Origin of the sequence: Streptomyces roseirectus, from assembly GCF_014489635.1 — a bacterium.
Taxonomy (GTDB): domain Bacteria; phylum Actinomycetota; class Actinomycetes; order Streptomycetales; family Streptomycetaceae; genus Streptomyces; species Streptomyces roseirectus.
Genome location: NZ_CP060828.1, coordinates 3,354,942 through 3,377,177 on the forward strand (window position 1 = coordinate 3,354,942; position 22,236 = coordinate 3,377,177).

A 22,236-nucleotide genomic window follows, 5' to 3' on the forward strand; every position below is an offset into this window, starting at 1 on the left:
GTATATCGGAACCGGGTCGGGAAAGTTGCCTGCGTGTTAACGCGGTTACTGTGCGTTTGGGGCGTTATCGGGGGGCATTTCCTTGATCGTCTTCCGGGGGCACCACTTGCTTCTCCTCCGCGAAGTGGCAGGCCGAGTCGTGTGCGGCGGGCCCCTCGACGCCCCTGAACTCCGCCGGGACCGCGAGCAGCGGGACCTCCCGCGCGCACCGCTCCCTCGCCTTCCAGCAGCGCGTGCGGAAGCGGCAGCCGGAGGGGACGTTCGTGGGGGACGGGACGTCGCCGGCCAGGATGATCCGCTCCCGGTGCTCCCTCGCGGCCGGGTCGGGGACCGGGACGGCCGACAGGAGCGCCTGCGTGTACGGGTGCGTGGGGTGGTCGTAGATCTCCGCGTCCTTGCCGATCTCCACGATCCGGCCCAGGTACATCACGCCGACCCGGTCCGAGATGTGCCGGACGATCGACAGGTCGTGCGCGATGAACACGTACGACAGGTCGAACTCGCTCTGCAGGCGCTCCAGCAGGTTGATCACCTGCGCCTGCACGGAGACGTCCAGGGCCGACACCGGTTCGTCCGCGACGATCACCTCGGGGCGCAGCGCGAGTCCGCGCGCGATGCCGATGCGCTGGCGCTGGCCGCCGGAGAACTGGTGGGGGTAGCGGTTGATGTACTCCGGGTTCAGGCCGACGACGTCCAGGAGGTCCTGGACGCGCTTGCGCCGGTCGCCCTTCGGGGCCACCTCGGGGTGGATCTCGTACGGTTCGCCGATGATGTCGCCGACGGTCATGCGGGGGTTGAGCGAGGTGTACGGGTCCTGGAACACCATCTGGATGTTCCGGCGGACCGACTTGAGGGCCCGCCCGGACAGCTTGGTGATGTCCTCGCCCTTGTACTTGATCGAGCCCTCGGTGGGGCGTTCGAGGTTGACCAGCATCTTGGCGACTGTTGATTTGCCGCAGCCGGACTCCCCCACGATGCCCAGGGTCTCTCCACTGTTGAGGGTGAAATCAACACCGTCCACGGCTTTGACCGCGCCGACCTGCTTCTTGAACAGGATGCCTTGAGTGAGCGGGTAGTGCTTGACCAGTCCGGTCACTTCGAGGATCGGCTCAACTGTTGAATCAACCATTGAGGCATTCCCTCCAGAAGTGGCACGCACTTGACCGGCTGCCGCCGCCGTCAACCTGATCAACCTGGTGCAGTGGTGGTACATCTGTCCGGCAGACGTCTTGAGCCATCGGGCAGCGGGGGTTGAACGCGCAACCCATCGGGATGTTCATCAAGTTGGGTGGCAGCCCCTTGATCGCGTACAGCTCCTGGCCCTTCTGATCAAGACGGGGGATGGAATCAAGCAGTCCGCGTGTATAGGGATGAGCCGGTGCTTTGTAGATGTCGTGCACCGGTGCCTGCTCGACGATCCGGCCCGCGTACATGACGGCGATGCGGTCGGCGACGTCGGCGACGACGCCGAGGTCGTGGGTGATGAGGATCAGGCCCATGTTGTACTCGCGCTGCAACTCCGCGAGCAGGTCCATGACCTGGGCCTGGACGGTGACGTCGAGGGCGGTGGTCGGCTCGTCGGCGATGATCAGCGCCGGCTCAAGCGCCAGCGCCATGGCGATCATGATGCGTTGACGCATGCCGCCGGAGAACTGGTGGGGGTACTGGCGGACGCGTTCCTTCGCGGCGGGGATGCGGACGCGGTCCATCAGCTCGACGGCCTTGGCGCGGGCGTCCTTGCGGGACATGCCCCGGTGCACCTCGAACATCTCGCCCAGCTGATCCCCCACGGTCAGCACGGGGTTCAGCGAGGACAGCGCGTCCTGGAAGATCATCGCCATCTGGGCGCCCCTGATCTTCCGCCGCTCCTCCTCCTTGAGCTTCAGCAGATCCTGCCCCTGGAACAGGATCTCGCCCCCGCCGATCCGCCCCGGCGGCACATCCAGAATCCCCATGATCGCCTGCGCGGTGACGGACTTCCCCGACCCCGACTCCCCCAGCACCGCCAGCGTCTCCCCCGCCTCCACCCCGTACGACACCCCGTTCACAGCCTTGGCGACCCCGTCCCGCGTACGGAACTCCACATGCAGATCACGCACTTCGAGCAGCATGACGACGGCTCACCTCACTTCCGGACGGACCGAACAGGACACGAACGACACACGGCACCGCGCGACGCGCGGAACACCGGAACACCGGAACACCGGGACACCGGGACAGCGAGACCGGGCACGACAACGCACACCCCACCGACGCTCCCCGGCACGGGTCGGGCCCCCACCCCAGGACCGGCGCACAAGGGCTCGGCAGCTCGCCGGACCGGTGAACAGGAGCCGCCGAGCACCGGCCGCCGAAGCCGCGAGCACGTCGCCGCGTGTACCGTCGGCGAGACCCACGTCCCACACCCCCGCACACCGCCCTCGGCACCCCGGCGCACCGAGCACACCCGCGAGCCCTCGCACACCGGCCGTCCCGAGGCGGCACCCCACCCCGCCGCACCGACAATCGCCGGGCGCGCCGACCTCGTCCACGTCGCCCCACACGAGCGCGGCGTTCCGGCGCCTCGCCCGCCCGCTCGTACCGGCCCGGGTACGCGGCAGCAGCGCGGGATGACGTCGGGCGCCGGGCTGACCGACGGCGTGCCGGCCGCCGGATCCGGGCAGGGTCCAGTGTCTCCGGGCTCCGGGGCACGCGTCCTCGACCGTCCGGACCGGTTCCGGTCACGGCTGACCCGTACGCCTGGCGTCCCGGGGGACCCACCGCACCGGTAACCGCCGGGCGCGCCGGCGTCGTCCGCGTCCATGGCCGCGTACACACCGCCCCCGGAACCCACCCGTGCCCATGCCGTCCTCACCCCCTCACCTCAGCTTCGGGTCGAGGGCGTCGCGGACGGCGTCGCCGAGCATGATGAAGGCGAGGACGGTGATGGCGAGGGCGCCGGAGGGCCAGAGGAGGGCGTGGGGGGCGTTGCGGATGTAGGGGGAGGCGGCGGAGATGTCGATGCCCCAGGAGACGGTGGGGGGTTTGAGGCCGACGCCGAGGTAGGAGAGGGTCGCTTCCAGGGCGATGTAGGTGCCCAGGGCGATGGTGGCGACGACGATCACCGGGGCCACCGCGTTGGGGGCGATGTGGCGCAGGAGCATGCGGGAGTTGGAGGCGCCGAGGGCGCGCGCGGCCTGGACGTAGTCGTTCTGTTTGGCCGTGATGACGGAGCCGCGCGCGATGCGGGAGATCTGGGGCCACCCCAGGAGGACCATGAAGCCGATCACCGGCCAGATCGTGTTGCTGGTGACGACCGAGAGGAGGACGAGGCCGCCCAGCACCACCGGGATCGCGAAGAAGATGTCGGTGATGCGGGAGAGGACCGAGTCCCAGACGCCGCCGAAGAAGCCCGCGAGCCCGCCGAGGACGCTGCCGAAGACGGCGACGCCGAGGGTGGCGAGCACGCCGACGGCGACGGAGGTGCGCGCGCCGTAGACCGTGCGGGTGTAGACGTCGCAGCCCTGCCCGTCGTAGCCGAAGGGGTGCCCGGCGGAGGAGCCCTGCTGGGCCTTGCCGAGGTCGCACTTGAGCGGCGAGCCGGAGGCGATGGCCGAGGGCCACAGGGAGATGAAGATCAGGAAGAGGATGACGAGGGCGGAGACGAGGAAGACGGGGTTGCGGCGCAGGTCGCGCCAGGCGTCGGACCACAGCGAGCGGGGTTTCTCCGACGGCCCGCCGGGACCGGGCTCCAGGCTGGCCCCCTCGCTGACCGCGAGGTCCATCGCCGCGCCCATCCCGGTACCGGCGATCGCGACCTCGGGTTCCTGGGGTTCAGGCATAGCGGATCCTCGGGTCGAGTACGGCGTACAGGAGGTCGACGAGCAGGTTCGCCACGAGGAACACGAGGACCAGCACGGTCACGAAACCGACGACGGTCTGTGTGTTCTGGCGCAGGATCCCCTGGTAGAGCTGGTATCCGACGCCGTGGATGTTGAAGATCCGCTCGGTGACGATCGCCCCGCCCATGAGCGCGCCGACGTCCGTCCCGATGAACGTGACGACGGGGATGAGGGAGTTGCGCAGCAGGTGCCGGGTGACGACGCGCCGCCTGGGCAGCCCCTTGGCGATCGCCGTGCGGACGTAGTCGGCGCGCCGGTTCTCCGCGATGGACGTCCGGGTCAGCCGGGTGACGTACGCCAGTGACACGGACGCCAGCACGAGCCCGGGGACGAAGAGTTCACCGAACTCGGCGTCCGAGGAGACCGACGGTTTGATCCAGCCCCACTCGACGCCGAGCAGCAGCTGGAGCAGCAGGCCGGTGACGAAGGTGGGGATGGAGATGACGACGAGGGTGACGAGGAGGACGACCGTGTCGACGGGCTTGCCGCGCCGCAGGCCGGTGATCACGCCCAGCGAGATGCCGAGGACGATCTCGATGAGGATCGCGACGATCGTCAGCCGGATCGTGACGGGGAACGCCGTCGACATCAGCTCGGTGACCTTCTGGCCGTTGAACGCCGTACCGAAGTCGCCGGTGAAGACGTTCCCCATGTAGGTCAGGTACTGCTGCCAGACGGGCTTGTCGAGGCCGAACTCCTTCTTGAGCTGGGCGGCCGTGGCGGGGTCGCACTGCCGCTGGCCGCACAGGCCCGCGACGGGGTCGCCCATCACGTTGACCATGAGGAAGATGAGCAGGGTGGCGCCGACGAAGACGGGGACCATCTGGAGCAGGCGCCGGACGACGTAGCGTCCCATGGCGGCTCAGCCGACCTTGATCTCGTTGTAGACCGGGACGGAGAACGGGTTGAGCTTGACGTCGGAGAGGCGGTCCGAGTAGCCGGCGCTGCCGTTCTGGTACCAGAGGGGGATGGCGCCCATGTTGTCGCGCAGGACCTCCTCGGCCTTCTGGAAGTCCTCGACGGCCTTGGCGGTGTCGGTCGAGGCGTTGGCCTGGTCGACGAGCTTGTCGAAGTCCTTGTTGGACCACTGGCCGTCGTTGGAGGAGGCGTCGGTGTAGTAGAGCGGCTGGAGGAAGTTCTGGATGAGGGGGTAGTCCATCTGCCAGCCGGCGCGGAAGGGGCCGCTCATCTTGTGCTGGGTGATCTGGTTGCGGAAGTCGGCGAAGGTGCCGATGGGGTTGCCGACGCACGCCTTCTCGTTGCCGAGGGCGTTGTTGACGGAGTTGCAGACGGCGTCGACCCAGTCCTTGTGGGAGCCGGTGTCGGCGTTGTAGCTGATCTTGACCTGGCCGCCCGGCAGGCCGCCGGCCTCCTGGATCAGCTTCTTCGCCTCGGTGGGGTTGTACTGGCAGGCGTCGCCGCACAGGCCCGCCTTGTAGCCGCCGTCCGCGCCGAGGACGGGTGAGGTCCAGTCGGTGGCGGGGGTGCGGGTCTTCTGGAAGATCGTGTCGGTGATCTGCTGCCGGTTGATGGCCATCGACAGGCCCTTGCGGAGCTTTTCGGAGCCCGCCTTGTTCCAGTTCTGGTCGTAGAACGGGAACGCGAGGGTCTGGATGATGCCGGCGGGGGTGTTCAGGTAGCGGTCGCCGAGGTCGTTCTTGACGTTCTTGAGCTGGGTGGCGGGGACGTCGTCGACGAGGTCGAGGTTGCCGGCCATCAGGTCCGTGTACGCCGTGTTGTTGTCGGTGTAGACCTTGAGGGTGACGCCGCCGTTCTGGGCCTTGTCGGTGCCGGGGTAGGCGTCCCACTTCTTCAGGCTCATCTGGGAGCCCTTGGTGTACGAGTCGATCGTGTACGGGCCGTTGCCGACCGGCTTCTTCAGCCAGCCGGCGTGGTCGGTGAAGAACGCCTGCGGCAGCGGGACGAAGGCGTTGTAGCCGAGGGTGTCGGGGAACGTGGAGAACTTCTGGGAGAGCCTGATGGTGAAGGTCAGCGGGCCGGTGACCTTCAACCCCGAGAGGGTGTCGGCGGTCTGGGCGCTGCCGTCCTCGGGGTGCGTCTTGGTGAAGCCGTCGATGTACGAGAAGAAGTACGCGTTCTTCTGGTTGTTCTTCAGGCTCGCCGCGTAGTTCCAGGCGTCCACGAACGACTTCGCGGTGACCTTCTCGCCGTTGCTGAACGTCCAGCCGTCCTTCACGGTCACCGTGAAGTTCTGCGAGTCCGTCGTCTCGATCTTCTCGGCGAGCATGTCGTTCGCCTTGCCGGTCTCGGGGTCGTACCGCTTGAGCCCCCGGAAGGTCATGTCCAGCACCTTCCCGCCCTGCACCTCATTGGTGTTGGCCGGCTCCAGGGGGTTCTGCGGATCCCCCCACGACGCCGTCAACACCCCATCCCCACCACTCCCGCCCCCGCCGTCATCCCCACCACACCCCGACGCCACCAACGCGACCGCCGCCGCCCCCACAACCCACCTCACACCCATGACTCCACGCATGAACGCCTCCCTCTCACTCCCACACCGCGCCTTGTTCAGAGACGGCGGTCACCGATCGTTATGGGGCCACTATCACCGGGGGACGGACATAGAGCACATTTGGGGCGTCCGTTCGTGTGTGGGTGGGAGGGGGCGGCGGGGGGCGCGGGGCGGGCGGGGACGCTCGGACGGGGTCGGGGGACGAGGACGGGGTCGGGGCCGGGGGGACGCGTCCGCCGGCCACCCGGAGCCGCCGCACCGAACGCTCACGGCGCGCCCGGCGCACGCGAGCGCTTGCGCCGCCAGGCGGGACGCGGCCCCCTGGGGTGGCGTCCCGCCGAGTGGTGTGGAGCCCTCCGGACCGCGCTCGTCCGAGCGCCCCGCGATCGCCGGCTCAGCCGAAGCCCGCGCCGCCGCGTGAGCCGGTCGGCGCAGCGGGGGCCGCCCGGCCCTGGACCGACGGGCGGAACTCGGCCGCGACCTGCGAAGCCGCGACAGTCGAGCGGATACACCACTGGGCGGGACGCCACCGGCATCCAAGCCGTCCACCGAACCCGCGCCGCGCGGGCCAGGGGCTCAACCCCCGCTCCGCGCGGCTCAGTCGGTCAGCGTGCGCTCGCCATGCGGGGCGGGTTCGGGCGGTGGGGCAAGGGGCCGGGGACGCGGAAGGTCACGTGGACTGTGCCGGTCGGGGAGAGGGCGATGAGGAGGTTGGCGGTCATGGCGGCGGCGAGGCGTTCGAGGAGGGGCAGGGTGGGGACGGCTTTGCCTCGTTCAAGGCGGGAGAGGGCGCCTTGGCTCATGCCGGCCTGGGCGGCGAGGCGTTCCTGGGTGAGGCCGAGTTCGACGCGGCGGGCTTTGACTGCCGCGCCCAGCGGGGTGCCGAGGTAGGCCCAGCCCCCGTTCGTGCGTGAGGTGTGTGGAATTCGTGATTCGGTCTGCACGACCATGTTCTTCATCTCCCCGTGGTGACGGCGCGGAGGAAAGCGCCGATGCCCAGGGGACACCTCCGACGGGAGTGACGGTTCCTCACTTGGGCAACTTTTGAGGTTCCTTGGGGAGGTGTTTATGCCGGGGAATACATATTCCCACGAGATGTGACCCAGGTCACATTATTCGCTCTGGACATAGGGGCAAACCGCCCATCGCGCAGCCAATTCCGGCACCCAGGGAACCGCTTTGGGCGTTTTGGCGTCCGCCCCTGATGCCACGTCAATCCCTTTCCCGAGCCCCCAGGACCGCATCCCGGTTGCCACCCCGACCACCCCGCCGCCAATCTTCACCTCGCCGCGGCGCCGGGAATTACCCACCGGAATACGACCGACGGCGATCCGCTCACCGAAGGGAATTGAACTCGTGCGGAAAATCGCCAGCTCCGTGATCGCGTCCGCCGTCCTGGCCGGCGGTGTGGTGGCCGTCTCGGCGGGCCCCGCCTCCGCCGCCTGCCCGCCCGACCCGGGCACCAAGTACACGATCACCAACAAGTCCACCGTCCGTCAGTCGACGAACCTGCACAGCGACTGGATGTACGACGACCTCGGCGGCACCCTCACCTACAACAAGACGACGACGGCGGCGGTCAACGCCAGCGGCACCGCGACCCTCGGCACCGAGGCCGGCGTCATCTTCGCGAAGGCGAGCGCGTCGTTCAGCGTCACCGTCGGCAAGACGTGGACCAAGTCGAGCAGCTGGTCGTACACGATCCCGGCGAAGAACAAGGCGGGCAAGACCAAGGTCCGCATGACGATGTTCCACGAGTCGAAGAAGTTCCTCGCGACGAAGTACCGCTACCACTACGACGCGCGCTGCAAGTACGTCCAGAGCAAGGTCTGGTCGAAGTGGATCACCGCCCCCGTGAAGAAGGACAGCAACGTGTGGGGCCTGGAGTGGAAGTGACCCTGACCGCGGGGTGATGTGACGGCCCGCCGGCGACCGACGCCGGCGGGCCGTCAGCGTCTCACCAGCCACGCTTCACCGGTCCAGACCACTGCCGTACGACGATCTGATGATCGGCACGTTTCCGCAGGCCACACAGGGTGTCCGCATCGTTGACGGCGGCTTCGACGCCCTGGTACACCGTCCGTCAACCGGTCCCTGTGCGAGTGCTGTGAAGCGAGGTCATGTGCGATGAACCGACCCGGGCGCCTCCTGACGGCCGCAGCCCTGACCGCGTCCCTCCTGCTCCCCGTAGTACCCGTAGTCTCCGTAGCACCTCAGGCGTACGCGAAGGACGAGCCCAAGGTCCTCACCGTGGCCGTCGCCCAGAGCGTCGACTCCCTGAGCCCCTTCCTCGCCACCCGCCTCCTCAGCACCAGCGTCCTACGCCTGACGTACGAGTACCTGACGGACTACGACCCCGCCGACGCCCACGTCGTCCCCGGCCTCGCGACGAAGTGGTCCCCCTCCCCCGACAAGCTGACGTGGACGTACACGATCCGCCCGGACGCCACCTGGTCCGACGGGAGGAAGGTCACCGCCGAGGACGCGGCGTGGACGTTCACGAAGATGATGACGGACCCCGACGCGGCGACCGCGAACGGCAGTTACGTCACCAACTTCGCCCAGGTCACCGCGCCCACGCCGACCCAGCTGGTGATCCGGCTGAAGAGCCCGCAGGCCACCATGACCGCCCTGGACATGCCGATCGTCCCCAAGCACGTGTGGGAGAAGGTCGGCGACCTCGGCTCGTTCAACAACGACAAGACGTTCCCGGTCGTCGGCGACGGCCCCTTCCTCCTCACGGACTACAAGGCCGACGCCTACGTCCGCCTGACGGCCAACAAGAAGTTCTGGCGCGGCGCCCCGAAGTTCGACGAACTGCTCTTCAAGTACTACAAGGACGGTGACGCGGCCGTCGCGGCGCTCCAGAAGGGCGAGGTGTCCTTCGTCCACAACCTCACCCCCGCCCAGGCCAACGCCCTCGCCGACCACGAGGACATCAAGGTGAACGACGCCCCGGGCCGCCGCTTCTACGCCCTCGCCGTCAACCCGGGCGCCCGCGCGAAGGACGGCACCCGCTTCGGCGACGGCCACCCCTCCCTCCTCGACCAGCGCGTCCGCCAGGCCCTGTTCCACGCCGTCGACCGGACCGCCCTGGTGGACCGGGTGTTCCAGGGGCACGCCGTGGAGGGCGAGGGCTACATCCCGCCCCGGTTCGCGGACTACTTCTGGAAACCCTCGCCGCAGCAGAAACTCGCCTACGACCCGCAGCGCGCGGCCCAACTCCTCGACCAGGCCGGCTACCGGACCAACACGGACGGCCGCCGCCTCGGCAAGGACGGCAGGCCGATCACGTACCGCGTCCTGTGCCACGCGACCGACCCCAACGACAAGGCCGTCGGCCAGTACCTCAAGGAGTGGTGGGACAAGCTCGGCATCGGGGTCCGCCTCGACTGCCTCGACAACGTCACCGACCCCTGGCTGGCCGGCAACTACGACCTCGCCTTCGACGGCTGGTCGGTCAACCCGGACCCGGACTACGTCCTGTCGATCCACACCTGCGGGGCCCTGCCCGCGACCCCCAAGGACACCGGCGCGACGGACAATTTCATCTGCGACAAACAGTACGACGCCCTGTACGCACGGCAGTTGGCCGAGTACGACCCGGCGAAACGCGCCGCGCTGGTGAAGCAGATGCAGTCCCGCCTGTACGACCTCGCGTACATGAACGTCATGGCGTACCCGAACTCCGTGGAGGCGTACCGCACCGACCAGATCGCGTCCATCACGACGATGCCGAAGGCCGCCGGGAACATCTACGGGCAGGACGGCTACTGGAGTTGGTGGTCGGCGGAGCCGGCCGAGGCGTCCGGTGACTCCTCCTCGGGCCTGTCGGGCGGGGTGATCGCCGGGATCGTCGCCGGGGCCGCCCTGCTCGCCGGCGCCGGGGTGTTCCTCGGGCTGCGGCGGCGCGCGGGGGCGGAGGACCGGGAGTGAGCGAGGCGGTCGCCGGGGACGTCGGGAAGGCCGCGCGGACGTCGGACGGCTCGCCTGGGGCCGGCTATCTCCCGTACGTCGCGGGGAAGTTGGGCGGGGCCGTCGTCTCCCTGCTGGCGGTGCTGGTCACCGCGTTCTTCCTGTTCCGGCTGATCCCCGGCGACCCGGTGAAGACGATGACCGGGGGCCGGCAGGTGTCGGCGGAGCAACTGGCGCGCTACCGGGAGGAGTTCGGGCTCGACCTGCCGGTGTGGCGGCAGTTCACGGACTACTGCGGCAAGGCGCTCACCGGTGACCTCGGGACCTCGTACCAGTTCCGCGCGCCCGTCGTCGACAAGATCACCGAGGCGCTGCCGAACACGCTGCTGCTGACGGGCACCGCGTTCGTCCTCTACACGGTGCTCGGCGTCGCGCTTGGCACCCGCTCCGCGTGGCGGCACGGCGGGCTCGGCGACCGCTTCCACACCGGGCTCGCGCTGCTCCTCTACTCGGTCCCGTCGTTCTGGCTGGGGCTGCTGCTGATCATCGTGTTCGCGGTGGGCGCCGGCCCGATCCCGGGGCTGTTCCCAACCGGTGGCATGGAGACGGGTGGTGAGGAGGGGTTCGCGTATGTCCTGGACGTCGCCCACCACTTGGTGCTGCCGGTCGTCACCCTCGTCGCCGTCGAGTACGGGCAGACGCTGCTCGTGACACGGTCCGCGCTGCTCGACGAGATGGGCAGCGACTATCTGACGACCGCGCGGGCCAAGGGACTTCGGGACGCGGTGGTGCGGCGCCGGCACGCCGTGCCGAACGCGCTGCTGCCGACGGTGACGCTGGTCTTCGTGAACCTGGGCCGGACCGTCGCCGGGGTGATCCTCGTCGAGACGGTGTTCTCCTGGCCGGGGCTCGGCGGGCTCTTCTACCAGGCGCTCAGCGTGCCCGATCTGCCGCTCGTGCAGGGCCTGTTCCTGTTCTTCGCGTCGGCGGTGATCGTCATGAACACCCTCGCCGACCTCGTCTATCCGCTGCTCGACCCGAGGGTGGCCGCCCGATGACGACCCTGGCGTGGCAGCGCCGGCGCCTGAGCGCCGTCCGCTTCTGGCACACCTACCGCACACACCGCGCGGGCCTGCTGGGGCTCGCCGCGCTGGCCGCGTTCGCGCTGGTCGCCCTCACGGCACCGCTCACGATCGGCGCGGACGTCACCGGCGTGACCGACGCGCCCGGCCGTCCGATGGAGAGCCCGAGCGGCGAGTTCTGGCTCGGCACCGACGTGTACGGGCGTGACCTGCTGGGGCTCGTGATCTGGGGCTCGCGGGTGTCGCTGCTGGTCGGGCTGCTCGCGGCGGTCCTGTCGGTGGCGATCGGCGCGGTCGTCGGCATCACCGCCGGGCACTTCAAGGGCGTGTACGCGACCGTCGCGATGCGCGTCACGGACTGGTTCCTCGTCATGCCGACGCTGGTCCTCGCCATCGCCCTCGCGACCGTCATGTCCCGCTCCCTCGGGACGGTCGTCCTCGCGATCGGCGTCACGACCTGGCCGACGACGGCCCGGCTGGTGCGGGCGCAGACGCTGGCCGTCGAGTCGCGGCCGTACATCGAACGCGCGACGGCGCTGGGGGGCGGGCACGGGCACATCATGCTCCGGCACGTCCTGCCCAACGTGATGCCGCTGGTGCTCGCGCAGACGACGCTCATGGTGTCGTCGTCGATCCTCACGGAGGCGACGCTCGCGTTCCTAGGGCTCGGGGATCCGACGGTCGTGTCCTGGGGCGGACTTCTCCAGGAGGCCAGGGAGGCGGGCGCGGTGAGTTCCGGTGACTGGTGGTACCTGGTGCCACCGGGGATCGCGATCGCGGGGGTCGCGCTGGCGTTCACGCTGTGCGGGCGCGCCGTCGAGTCGGTGCTCAACCCCCGGCTGGGGGTGCGGAGTTGAGCGTCCTTGAGGTACGGGATCTGCGGGTGACGTACGCGGGCGGGTTCGCGGCGGTCCGGGGTGTGGACCTGGAGTTGACGGCCGGTCAGAAGCTGGGGGTGGCGGGCGAGTCGGGGTGCGGGAAGTCGACGCTGGCACTCACGCTGCTGCGGTTGCTGCCCGCCGGGGCCCAGGTGTCGGGGCAGGTCCTGCTGGACGGGGAGGATGTGTTGACGATGCGCTGGGGGCGGCTGCGGGCCGTCCGCTGGGCCGGGGCCTCGCTCGTCTTCCAGGGGGCCATGCACTCCCTCAACCCCGTCCACCGCGTGGCCGACCAGATCGCCGAGCCGATCGTCCTGCACGGACGGGCGACGCCGGGCGCCGCTCGGCGGCGGGCCGGGGAACTGCTGGAGCAGGTCGGCCTCCCCGCCGCGCGCGGGCGCGCCTACCCCCACGAACTCTCCGGCGGCCAGCGCCAACGCGTCATGATCGCCATGGCCCTGGCCTGCGAGCCCGGCCTGATCATCGCCGACGAACCCACCACCGCCCTCGACGTCATGGTGCAGGCCCAGATCCTCCGCCTCATCGAAGGGCTGGTCGCGGACGAGGAACTGAGCCTGATCATGATCAGCCACGACCTGGCAGTCCTGGCCGACACCTGCGACCGTCTGGCGATCATGTACGCGGGCCGCATCGTGGAGAAAGGCCCGGCCCACAAGGTCTTCACTTCACCCCACCACCCCTACGCCCAAGCCCTCGCCTCAGCCTTCCCCCGCATCGGCGACCCCACAGCCCGCTTCGCCCCCCACGGCCTCCCCGGCGACCCCCCAGACCCCTCCGCCCTACCCCCCGGCTGCGCCTTCCACCCTCGCTGCGGAGTCGCGCTGGACACCTGCGCCTCGGAGGACCAGACCCTACGGGCAGCGGGGGTTGGCCGGGCGGCGGCGTGCGTGCACGTGGGCGAGGGACGGTGAGGGGGGTGAGGTCGGTGAGAGTAGCGAGGGCGGTGAGGGCAGCGAGGGCAATGGAAAGCCGGGCCCGGCGGCCGACGGACCGGGAGGGGCACCCGGCAAGCCGGAAGGAGCGGCTGACAAGCCGGGTCGGCGGGTCGGGAGGGTTGGCCGGCAACGATGGCCCGCACCCGCCACCAGGGGCTCCTCCGAGAAGCCGACCCCGCCCCGCGAACCACGCGCGAAACCCCGCCGCCCGCCACCAGGAACCTGTCAGGGGAACCCGGCGCGACCCGTCGCCCGGGACCCATGTCTGCGCCTCGGAGGACCAGGCCCTGCGGGCAGCCGGGGCCGGCCGGGCGGCGGCGTGCGTGCATGTGGGCGAGAGGCGGTGAGGGCAGTGAGGGCGATGGAAAGCCGGACCCAGAGGCCGACGGACCGGGAGAGGCGCCCGGCAAGCCGGCAGGAGCAGCCGGCGAACCGGGAGGAGCGGCTGGCGAACCGGGAGGGCCGGTCGGTAACGATGGCCCGCGCCCGCTGCCAGGGGCTCCCGCGAGAAGCCGGCCCAGCCCCGCGAACCACGAACGAAACGCCCGCCGCCCGCCGCCCGGGGAACGCGGCGCGGCCCGTCGCCGGGAACCCGTGCCCGGGGAACGCAGCCCGACCCGTCGCCAGGGACCCATGTCCGGGAAACCCGGCCCGACCCGTCGCCAAGGCGGTGTCGTCCCACGGGTTGGCTCGACGGCGCCGAGCCAGAAACCCGGCAGGCAGCCCGCCGAGGCGGTGGTCGGCGCGTCGCATCGGCGTGCCGGTGCCGACGAGTGGCGCGCGCTGCGGCAGGTCGGACAGACCGGCAGCAGCCGCCCCGGCGCCGGCCGTTGGGCCGGCGGCCCACACCGTCGCGCCACCCGGCGGAACGCCAGTCTCGCCTCCCGACGGGACGCCCCCCGTGGCCCGCGCAGACACCCGGCACTCCCCCGAGCACCCCGCACCCGTCACCCCCACTCGCACCCCCACCCCCACTCGCACCCGCACCCGCACCCGCACCCGCACCCGCACCCAAGGAGCCCCCGGTGACCCTTCTGACCGCTGACTCCCTGCACGTCACCTTCCCCGGCCGCCGGGGTGGGGCCCCCGTGCGGGCTGTGGACGGGGTGGAGTTGGTGGTCGGGGCGGGGGAAGTCGTCGCGCTGGTGGGCGAGTCGGGGTGTGGGAAGACGACGTTGGCGCGGGCGTTGCTCGGGCTTGTGCGGCCCAGTGCGGGTGAAGTCACGTTCTCCGGCGCGCCGTTGGCGTACAGCTCGCGGGCGTTGAAGGCGTACCGGCGCAAGGCGCAGCTCGTGTTGCAGGATCCGAGTGGGTCGTTGAATCCCCGGCACACGGTGTACGACGCGGTGGCGGAGGGGCCGCGGATCCACGGGTACGGGGGTGACGAACGCGCGGCGGTGGCGGGGGCGTTGGCGCGGGCGGGGCTGCGTCCCCCGGAGCGGTTCTTCCTGCGCTACCCGCACGAACTGTCCGGCGGCCAGCGTCAACGCGTCGTCATCGCCGGGGCGTTGGTGCTGGAGCCGGAGCTGCTGGTGGCGGACGAGCCGGTGGCGTCCCTCGACGCGTCGGTGCGCGGCGAGATCCTGGCGCTGCTGCTGCGGCTGCGCACGGAGTTGGGGCTCGCGGCCCTCGTCGTCACCCATGACCTCGGTCTCGCGTGGAACATCGCGGACCGGGTCGCGGTGATGTACCTGGGCCGGATCGTCGAGACGGGCACGGTCGACCAGGTCCTGACGGCGCCTCAGCACCCGTACACCCAGGCCCTGTTGTCGGTCCTCCCGGACGCCCCCGGCACCCCCGTCGTCCTCACCGGCGAGCCCCCCGACCCCTCCCGCATCCCCACCGGCTGCCGCTTCCGCGCCCGCTGCCCGGTACTGGCGAGCGGGGAGGCCGAGCGGGCGGGGGTGGCGGAGAGGTGCCGGACGGAGGATCCGGGCGTCCTGGCGGCGACGGGGACCGGGGTGGCCTGTCACTACGCCCGTGAGACCCACGCCCGTGAAACGCCGGTTCCCGGCACCTGAGACCTCCAGGTGCCGGGAACCGGGTGAGCCGGTGACCTACGCCGCGTGGACGATGTCCTTCTCCTCGGCGAAGTGGCACGCCGAGTCGTGTGCGGCCGGGGTGTCCTCGCCGCGGAACCGCTCGGGGATCGCGAGGACCGGGATCTCCTCGGCGCACTTGTCCTGGGCCTTCCAGCACCGGGTGCGGAAGCGGCACCCGGAGGGCGGGTTGGCCGGGGACGGCACGTCGCCGGTGAGGATGATCCGCTCGCGGGTCTCCCGCGCGTCGGGGTCCGGAACGGGGACGGCCGACAGGAGCGCCTGCGTGTACGGGTGCGTCGGGTGCTCGTAGATCTGCTCGTCGGTGCCGATCTCGGCGAGCTTGCCGAGGTACATGACGCCGACGCGGTCCGAGATGTGCCGGACGATCGACAGGTCGTGCGCGATGAAGATGTAGGACAGGTCGAACTCGTCCTGCAGCCCCTCCATCAGGTTGATGACCTGCGCCTGCACGGAGACGTCCAGCGCGGAGACCGGCTCGTCGCAGATGATGACCTCGGGGTTGAGGGCGAGTCCGCGGGCGATGCCGATGCGCTGCCGCTGGCCACCGGAGAACTGGTGGGGGTAGCGGTTGATGTACTCCGGGTTCAGGCCGACGACGTCGAGGAGTTCCTTCACCCGCGCCCGCCGGTCGCCCTTGGGCGCCACCTCGGGGTGGATGTCGAAGGGCTCCCCGATGATGTCGCCGACGGTCATGCGCGGGTTCAGCGAGGTGTACGGGTCCTGGAAGATCATCTGGATGTTCCGGCGGACGGCCTTGAGGGCCTTGCCGGACAGCCGGGTGATGTCCTCGCCCTTGTAGAAGACCTCGCCGGACGTTGCCCGCTCCAGGTTCATCAGGAGCTTGGCGACGGTCGACTTGCCGCAGCCGGACTCGCCCACGATGCCCAGGGTCTCGCCCTTGTAGAGGTCGAAGGTGACCCCGTCGACGGCCTTGACGGCGCCGACCTGGCGCTTGATGACGATGCCCTGCGTCAGCGGGAAGTGCTTGACGAGGTTGCGCACCTGGAGGATCGGCTCCCCCCGGTCGGCGGGGGCCGGCTTCGCGGACTCGGAGACGTCCGGCGTGACGTCCTCGGGCTCGGCGGCCTTGGTCGTCTCAGCCATGGATCGTCTCCTTCCAGAAGTGGCACGCGCTGGTGCGGCCGGGCAGTTCGGCCCCGTCCCGCTCGGTCACCGGGACAAGCGGGGGAAGCTCGGTACGGCAGATGTCCTGCGCGCGGTCGCAGCGCGGGTTGAAGGCGCAGCCCTGCGGGACCTTGAGCAGGTTGGGCGGCAGGCCCTTGATCGCGTACAGCTCCTGGCCCTTCTGGTCCAGGCGCGGGATCGAGTCGAGCAGGCCGCGGGTGTAGGGGTGGGCGGGGCGCTTGTAGAGCTCGTGCACCGGCGCCGTCTCCACGATCCGGCCCGCGTACATCACCGCGATCTTGTCGGCGACGTCCGCGACGACCCCGAGGTCGTGGGTGATGAGGATGAGCCCCATCTGGTACTCGCGCTGGAGCTCCGCGAGCAGGTCCATGACCTGGGCCTGGACGGTCACGTCGAGGGCCGTGGTCGGCTCGTCGGCGATGATCAGGTCCGGTTCCAGGGCGAGCGCCATCGCGATCATGATGCGCTGGCGCATACCGCCGGAGAACTGGTGGGGGAAGTCGCCCACGCGCGCCGCGGCGGCCGGGATCTTCACCCGGTCCATCAGCTCGATGGCCTTCGCCTTGGCGTCCTTCTTGGACATCCCCTGGTGGACGCGGAACATCTCACCGAGCTGGAACCCCACGCTGAGCACGGGGTTGAGCGAGGAGAGCGCGTCCTGGAAGATCATCGCGATGCGGGCACCGCGCAGCTTGCGCCGCTCCTCCTCGGGCATGGCGAGCATGTCCTGGCCGTGGAAGAGGATCTGTCCCTTGGGGATGCTGGCCGGCGGCATGTCGAGGATGCCCATGATCGCCTGAGCCGTCACGGACTTCCCGGAGCCGGACTCGCCGAGCACGGCCAGCGTCTCCCCGGACCTGACCGAGTAGTTGACGCCGTTGACGGCGCGGACGACGCCCTCGCGGGTCTTGAACTCGACGTGCAGGTCACGCACTTCGAGGAGCGGGCTGTCGCCGCCCTTGCCGTCGCCCGGAGCCGGGACGGCGTCTGTTGTGTCGATGGTGGTCACGTACGCCTCCCTAGCGCATCTTGGGGTCGAAGGCGTCGCGCACCACGTCGCCGAGCATGATGAACGCCAGCACGGTGATGCTGAGGAAACCGGCCGGGAACAGCAGCGCGTGCGGCGAGGTGAGGAACCGGTCCTGCGCGTCGGAGATCATCAGGCCCCAGGAGATGTTGGGGGGCAGGATGCCGATGCCGAGGTAGGACAGGGCGGCCTCGGCGGCGATGTAGACGCCGAGGTTCATCGTCGTGATGACGATGACGGGGGCCAGCGTGTTGGGCAGGATGTGCCGGAACGCGATCCGCTTGGAGTCGGCGCCGAGGGCGCGGGCCGCCGCGACGTAGTCGTGGTACTTGTTCGCGATGACCTCGCCGCGCATGATCCGGAAGACCTGTGGCCAGCCGAGGATCGCCATGATGAACGAGACGCCCCAGACGTTGCCCGCGTTGAAGATCGACATGATCAGCAGACCGCCGATGATCAGCGGCAGGGAGGCGAAGACCTCGGTGATGCGGGAGACGAGCGAGTCGACCCAGCCGCCGATCAGACCGGCGAGCATGCCGAGGAGGCCGCCGATGAGCGTGGTGGCGAGCGTGGTGAGGACGCCGACCACGATCGAGTTGCGGGTGCCCCAGACGGTGCGGGTGTAGATGTCGCAGCCCTGGACGTCGTAGCCGAACAGGTGCCCGGACGACGGCCCGTTCATGGAGTTCTCCAGCTGGCAGAAGCCAGGGGTGAACGGCGAGCGGGAGGTGAAGAGACCGGGCGCGATCGCCAGCGCGAGCAGCGCCACGATGATGATCATCGTAATGATGAACATGGGCCGCTTGCGCAGGTCCGCCCAGCCGTCGCGCAGCAGGCTGGCCTGGCGGGCGGCCGCCTTCTCCTCGGCCTCCAGCTCCTTGGCCAGCGCGGCCTCGTCGGGGACAGAGGGCTTCTCTATCGTCTTCTCACTCATAGCGGATCCTCGGGTCGAGCACGGCGTACAGCAGGTCTACGAGGAGGTTGGCCACCAGGTAGATCAGGACGAGCAGGGTCACCAGACCGACCACGATGGGCCGTTCGCGCAGGTACACGGACTGGGCGATCTGACCGCCGAGACCGGGCAGGTTGAAGACGCGCTCGGTGATGATGGCGCCGCCCATGAGGGCGCCGAGGTCCATGCCCAGGAAGGTGACGACCGGGATCAGGGAGTTGCGCAGCGCGTGCACGCCGATGACGCGGCGCCGGGGCAGGCCCTTGGCGACGGCGGTGCGCACGTAGTCGGCGCGGATCGACTCGCCCATGCTCGTCCGGGTCAGACGGGCGATGTACGCCATCGAGGTCGAGGCGAGGACGATGGCGGGCAGGATGTAGCTCTGCGGCCAGCCCTGCTCGATGCCGGCGACCGGTGTGATCTTGAGGTTCACACCGAATTCCAGCTGGAAGACGCTGCCGAGGACGAAGACGGGGATGGAGATCAGGATCAGCGTGGACACGAGCACCACGTTGTCGATGAACTTGCCCTTCTTCAGCGCGGCGAAGATACCGGCGACGATGCCGATGGCCGCCTCGATGCCGAACGCGGTGAGGGCGAGCTTCAGCGTCACCGGGAACCGCTCGGAGACGAGTTCCGAGATCTCGCGCCCGTTGTACGTCTGGCCGAGGTCACCGGTGAAGACACCGCTGATGTAGTGCCAGTACTGCTGGTACAGCGGGTCGTTGAGGTGGTACTGCTCGCGCAGCATCGCCGCGATGTTGGGGTCGGCGCGCTTCTCGCCGGCCAGTGCCTGGATCGGGTCGCCGGGCAAAGCGAAGACCAGGCAAAAGATGATGAACGTGACGCCTATCAGTACAGGGATTGCCTGTAGCAGGCGTCGCGCCGCATATCGGCCCATGGGTACTCCAGAAGGGGGGGTTGCTGAGTCCGTCCGCGGCCGGGGGGCTGGGCTCGTACGGACGGGAGACGGCAGACGGGGTGAGCAGGGGAAGGACCCGCCTCCCCCTGCTCACCCTCGGTCCGCTGTTGTCGGATGCCGCTCAGTTACGTACTAGCTGAGCTTGACCGTGTCCCACAGGACGTTGTGACCGGCGACCTTGACCGACTTGATCTTGTCGCTGAAGCCGCCGTTCATCTTGTAGAAGTACACCGGGATGTACGGCATCTCGTTGAGCAGGATGTCGTCCGCGGCCTGGTACTTCTTGATGGCGTCGGCGGGCACCGGAGCCTGGTCGCCCTCGACGAGGAGCTTGTCGAAGGCCGGGTTCGAGTAGCCGGCGTAGTTGGAGCCGTTGGCGATGGCGTCCGTGGAGAAGATCGGGCGCAGGTAGTTCTCCGCGTCCGGGTAGTCCATGTTCCACGCCATGCGGAAGGCGCCGCCGTACTTCTTCGCGTCCAGGTCGTTGAGGATCGTCTGGAACTGCTCGAACGGCTTGACCGTGACCTTGATGCCCAGGTTCTGCTGGATCTGGTTGGCGACGGCGGTGATCCACGCCTTGTGGTCGCCGTCGGCGTTGTAGCCGAGCTCCAGCGCGTTGCCGGGCAGGCCGCCGCTGGTCTTGTAGAGCTCCTTGGCCTTGGCCGGGTTCAGCGTGCACGCCTCGCCGCAGGCGCCCTGGCGGTAGCCGTCGATGATCGGGTTGATGAAGTCGTCGGCGGGCATGCGCGAGCCGAGGAAGATCTTGTCGGCGATCGCCTTCCGGTCGATCGACATCGAGATCGCCTTGCGCAGGTCCTTGTTCTGGAAGGACTTGTTGTACTTCAGCGGGAAGCCGATGTAGCCGACGCCGGAGTCGGCCTCGTCGATCGTGCGGCCCGGGAGGTCCTTCTTGTACGTCGGCAGACCCGAGTTCGGGACCGTGATGTCGAGGTCGAGGTTGCCGGCGACCAGGTCCTTGTAGGCGGTGTCCTGGTTCGAGTAGATCTTGAAGTTGATGCCCTTGACCTCGATCTTCGAGGCGTCCGGGAACTTGTCGTACTTCTTCAGGCTGATCGACTCGTTGTGCTTGACCGAGCCGTCCATCTCGAACGGGCCGTTGCCGATCGGCTTCTCGCCGAACGCCTTCGGGTCCTGGAAGAACGCCTTGGGCAGCGGGGAGAACGCGGTGAAGGAGAGCTGCGCGCGGAACGCGGAGAACGGGCCGGTCAGGGTGACCTGGAGCGTGCTCTCGTCGACGGCCTTGAGGCCGGACATCTTGTCGGTCGTGGGCTTCTTGCCCTCGCCCGGGTTGAGGTCGGTCCAACCCTGGATGTGGTTGAACAGCGCGTTGGTCTGCTGCTTGTTCTCCTGGTTGGCGCCGTAGTTCCAGGCGTCGACGAAGGACTGGGCCGTGACCTTCTCACCGTTGTGGAAGGTGTAGCCCGGCTTCAGCTTGATCGTCCAGACCTTGCTGTCCTTGGTGTCGATCGAGGCAGCGAGGTCGTCGACGACCTTGTTCTCGGCGTTGAGCTTGGTCAGACCCGCGAAGAGGGCCGAGATGACCTGGCCGCCCTCGGTCTCGTACGTGTTGCTCGGAATCAGGCCGTTCTGCGGCTCACCGATCTCCATCGAGACGATGCCGTCGTTCTTGCCCGAGCCGCCGGTGTCACCGCCGCCGCCACAGGCCGTCGCGCCGAGTACCACCACCGTGGCTATGGCCACCCACTTGGCGCTCTTGGCACCGCGCATGGGTTCCTCCTCATGAGTCCCTAGGTTCACCGCATAGAAGAGCACACGCCATCGCACCGTCACCGATGTCGGTAAGAGTCGAGTGCCCCCCAGCGCTCGCGAGCCGACGCCACCTGAAGACGTGGGCCCGTGGTTCCGAGCTCTACGCGCCTAACTATCTGCCATCACAGATGGCCGAACCACACCCTCAAGGTCTCGGTTCGATCACACCTGTCGCCTACTTCTTCCAAAATCCGGACAAAGCGTTAGGCGAAAGATCCCTGCGAAACGGACTTGTTACACAACTATCGGCGATAGGTGTCCGGATAGCGGACATCGGAGCAAAGAAATCATTTGCCAACAAGTGCGGAGGTAGTTCTCGACGCACCGGGCGGAACAAAACGTGACGGAAGCCGACAGGTAACCCGTCGTCAGCGCCACGATAGCGCCGCGCCACCCCCGGCGCGATCGCTCCGCGTGACCCCGCCGAGGTCGTAGGGAAAACCCTGCATGCGCGAGGGGCCGGACCCCCCGAAAGGAATCCGGCCCCCGTCACTCCCCTATATGGCGCGTCAGCAGTACCCGTCCTTCGCGGCCCGCTTCGCCGAGCCCGCGGCCGGCCGCTCGCTGCACTTGACGGCGCCCTCGGCCTCGACGCTCCAGCTCTGCCCCTTGCCGTAGCCGGCGTTCACCCAGCCCGTACCCCGGGAGTTGCAGGTCTTGGCCGAGTAGTACCCGGTGACCTTCTTGACCCCGCTGAAGATGGCGTACGTCCCCGGCTGGTTGAAGTTGAACGTGATCGTCTCGCTGGTCTCCTTGGTCTTCTCCCCCGCCCGCGTCAGCGTCCCGGAGACATTGGCGTCCAGGCTGGAGATCACCCAGTTCGCCGAGTAATTGACCCCGGCGGTGACCTCACGCCCGGAGGACACGGTCGTGCGGTACGTCGCGGTCTTGGAGTGCGTACCGGTCGAGCCCGACGCGATGCTGATCTGCTTGGCGTGTGTGATGACCCACTTCTGGCTGACGTTCGTCCACTTCGCGCTCTTGTAACCCGGCTCACACACCAGCGGAGCCGCGTTCGCGGCGGTCACCGGACCGAGCACGGCCGTCGCGGCGAGCAGTCCGGTGACACCGGCGGCGGACAGCAGTTTCCTGGTCATGCGAATTCCCCGTTTCCCCGTTCGTACGGCCCCTGCGAGGGGCCGGGGACGAA

18 protein-coding genes are annotated in these 22,236 nt (G+C 69.0%); 6 read left to right on the top strand and 12 right to left on the bottom strand.

The features are described 5' to 3' along the window. Positions 1-64: 64 nt before the first annotated feature. From IAG44_RS13750 to IAG44_RS13775, 6 genes are all read right to left on the bottom strand, one after another. Complete coding sequence (locus IAG44_RS13750; protein WP_187747416.1) at positions 65-1,129, bottom strand: ABC transporter ATP-binding protein; 1,065 nt, start codon at positions 1,127-1,129, stop codon at positions 65-67. Next, entirely contained in the window at positions 1,122-2,111 is a 990-nt protein-coding gene (locus IAG44_RS13755) for an ABC transporter ATP-binding protein (protein WP_187747417.1), read from the bottom strand. Before IAG44_RS13755 ends, IAG44_RS13750 begins: the two co-directional genes overlap by 8 nt. Positions 2,112-2,858: 747 nt before the next feature. Beyond that, positions 2,859-3,821: an ABC transporter permease gene (locus tag IAG44_RS13760; protein WP_187747418.1), complete on the bottom strand. Its 963-nt coding sequence runs from the start codon at positions 3,819-3,821 to the stop codon at positions 2,859-2,861. Beyond that, positions 3,814-4,737 (bottom strand): ABC transporter permease, encoded by a 924-nt coding sequence (locus tag IAG44_RS13765; RefSeq protein WP_187747419.1) that lies wholly within the window; start codon positions 4,735-4,737, stop codon positions 3,814-3,816. Before IAG44_RS13765 ends, IAG44_RS13760 begins: the two co-directional genes overlap by 8 nt. A 6-nt stretch (positions 4,738-4,743) precedes the next feature. Beyond that, positions 4,744-6,375 carry a peptide ABC transporter substrate-binding protein gene (locus tag IAG44_RS13770; RefSeq protein WP_187747420.1) on the bottom strand — a complete coding sequence of 544 codons (1,632 nt, stop codon included), beginning with the start codon at positions 6,373-6,375 and terminating at the stop codon, positions 4,744-4,746. A gap of 584 nt (positions 6,376-6,959) precedes the next feature. Further along, positions 6,960-7,313, bottom strand: coding sequence for a helix-turn-helix domain-containing protein (locus tag IAG44_RS13775; RefSeq protein ID WP_246561689.1), 354 nt, complete (start codon positions 7,311-7,313; stop codon positions 6,960-6,962). 397 nt (positions 7,314-7,710) lie between these two features. On the opposite strand from IAG44_RS13775, the gene IAG44_RS13780 reads away from it, so the two are divergent. The 6 genes from IAG44_RS13780 (at position 7,711) to IAG44_RS13805 (ending at position 15,206) form a co-directional block, all read left to right on the top strand. Next, positions 7,711-8,250, top strand: coding sequence for a hypothetical protein (locus IAG44_RS13780; RefSeq protein WP_187747421.1), 540 nt, complete (start codon positions 7,711-7,713; stop codon positions 8,248-8,250). A gap of 231 nt (positions 8,251-8,481) precedes the next feature. Beyond that, positions 8,482-10,290: an ABC transporter substrate-binding protein gene (locus IAG44_RS13785; RefSeq protein WP_187747422.1), complete on the top strand. Its 1,809-nt coding sequence runs from the start codon at positions 8,482-8,484 to the stop codon at positions 10,288-10,290. Then, complete coding sequence (locus IAG44_RS13790; RefSeq protein WP_187747423.1) at positions 10,287-11,327, top strand: ABC transporter permease; 1,041 nt, start codon at positions 10,287-10,289, stop codon at positions 11,325-11,327. The genes IAG44_RS13785 and IAG44_RS13790 overlap by 4 nt, the downstream gene beginning before the upstream one ends. Then, positions 11,324-12,208: an ABC transporter permease gene (locus IAG44_RS13795; protein ID WP_187747424.1), complete on the top strand. Its 885-nt coding sequence runs from the start codon at positions 11,324-11,326 to the stop codon at positions 12,206-12,208. Before IAG44_RS13790 ends, IAG44_RS13795 begins: the two co-directional genes overlap by 4 nt. Then, positions 12,205-13,161, top strand: coding sequence for an ABC transporter ATP-binding protein (locus IAG44_RS13800; RefSeq protein WP_187747425.1), 957 nt, complete (start codon positions 12,205-12,207; stop codon positions 13,159-13,161). The genes IAG44_RS13795 and IAG44_RS13800 overlap by 4 nt, the downstream gene beginning before the upstream one ends. Before the next feature lie 1,049 nt (positions 13,162-14,210). Further along, complete coding sequence (locus tag IAG44_RS13805; protein ID WP_187747426.1) at positions 14,211-15,206, top strand: oligopeptide/dipeptide ABC transporter ATP-binding protein; 996 nt, start codon at positions 14,211-14,213, stop codon at positions 15,204-15,206. A gap of 36 nt (positions 15,207-15,242) precedes the next feature. Here IAG44_RS13805 and IAG44_RS13810 read toward each other — a convergent pair whose 3' ends face one another. The 6 genes from IAG44_RS13810 to IAG44_RS13835 all read right to left on the bottom strand — a co-directional run bounded on the left by IAG44_RS13810 (position 15,243) and on the right by IAG44_RS13835 (position 22,183). After that, positions 15,243-16,352, bottom strand: a complete 1,110-nt coding sequence (locus IAG44_RS13810; protein WP_187747427.1) for an ABC transporter ATP-binding protein — start codon at positions 16,350-16,352, stop codon at positions 15,243-15,245. Next, positions 16,345-17,403: an ABC transporter ATP-binding protein gene (locus IAG44_RS13815; RefSeq protein WP_187747428.1), complete on the bottom strand. Its 1,059-nt coding sequence runs from the start codon at positions 17,401-17,403 to the stop codon at positions 16,345-16,347. Before IAG44_RS13815 ends, IAG44_RS13810 begins: the two co-directional genes overlap by 8 nt. 10 nt (positions 17,404-17,413) lie before the next feature. Continuing rightward, positions 17,414-18,355 (bottom strand): ABC transporter permease, encoded by a 942-nt coding sequence (locus IAG44_RS13820; protein WP_187747429.1) that lies wholly within the window; start codon positions 18,353-18,355, stop codon positions 17,414-17,416. Then, entirely contained in the window at positions 18,348-19,274 is a 927-nt protein-coding gene (locus IAG44_RS13825; RefSeq protein ID WP_187747430.1) for an ABC transporter permease, read from the bottom strand. Before IAG44_RS13825 ends, IAG44_RS13820 begins: the two co-directional genes overlap by 8 nt. A gap of 153 nt (positions 19,275-19,427) precedes the next feature. Then, entirely contained in the window at positions 19,428-21,044 is a 1,617-nt protein-coding gene (locus IAG44_RS13830; protein ID WP_187747431.1) for a peptide ABC transporter substrate-binding protein, read from the bottom strand. A 551-nt stretch (positions 21,045-21,595) separates the two neighbouring features. Continuing rightward, positions 21,596-22,183 (bottom strand): hypothetical protein, encoded by a 588-nt coding sequence (locus tag IAG44_RS13835; RefSeq protein WP_187747432.1) that lies wholly within the window; start codon positions 22,181-22,183, stop codon positions 21,596-21,598. Positions 22,184-22,236: the final 53 nt, after the last annotated feature.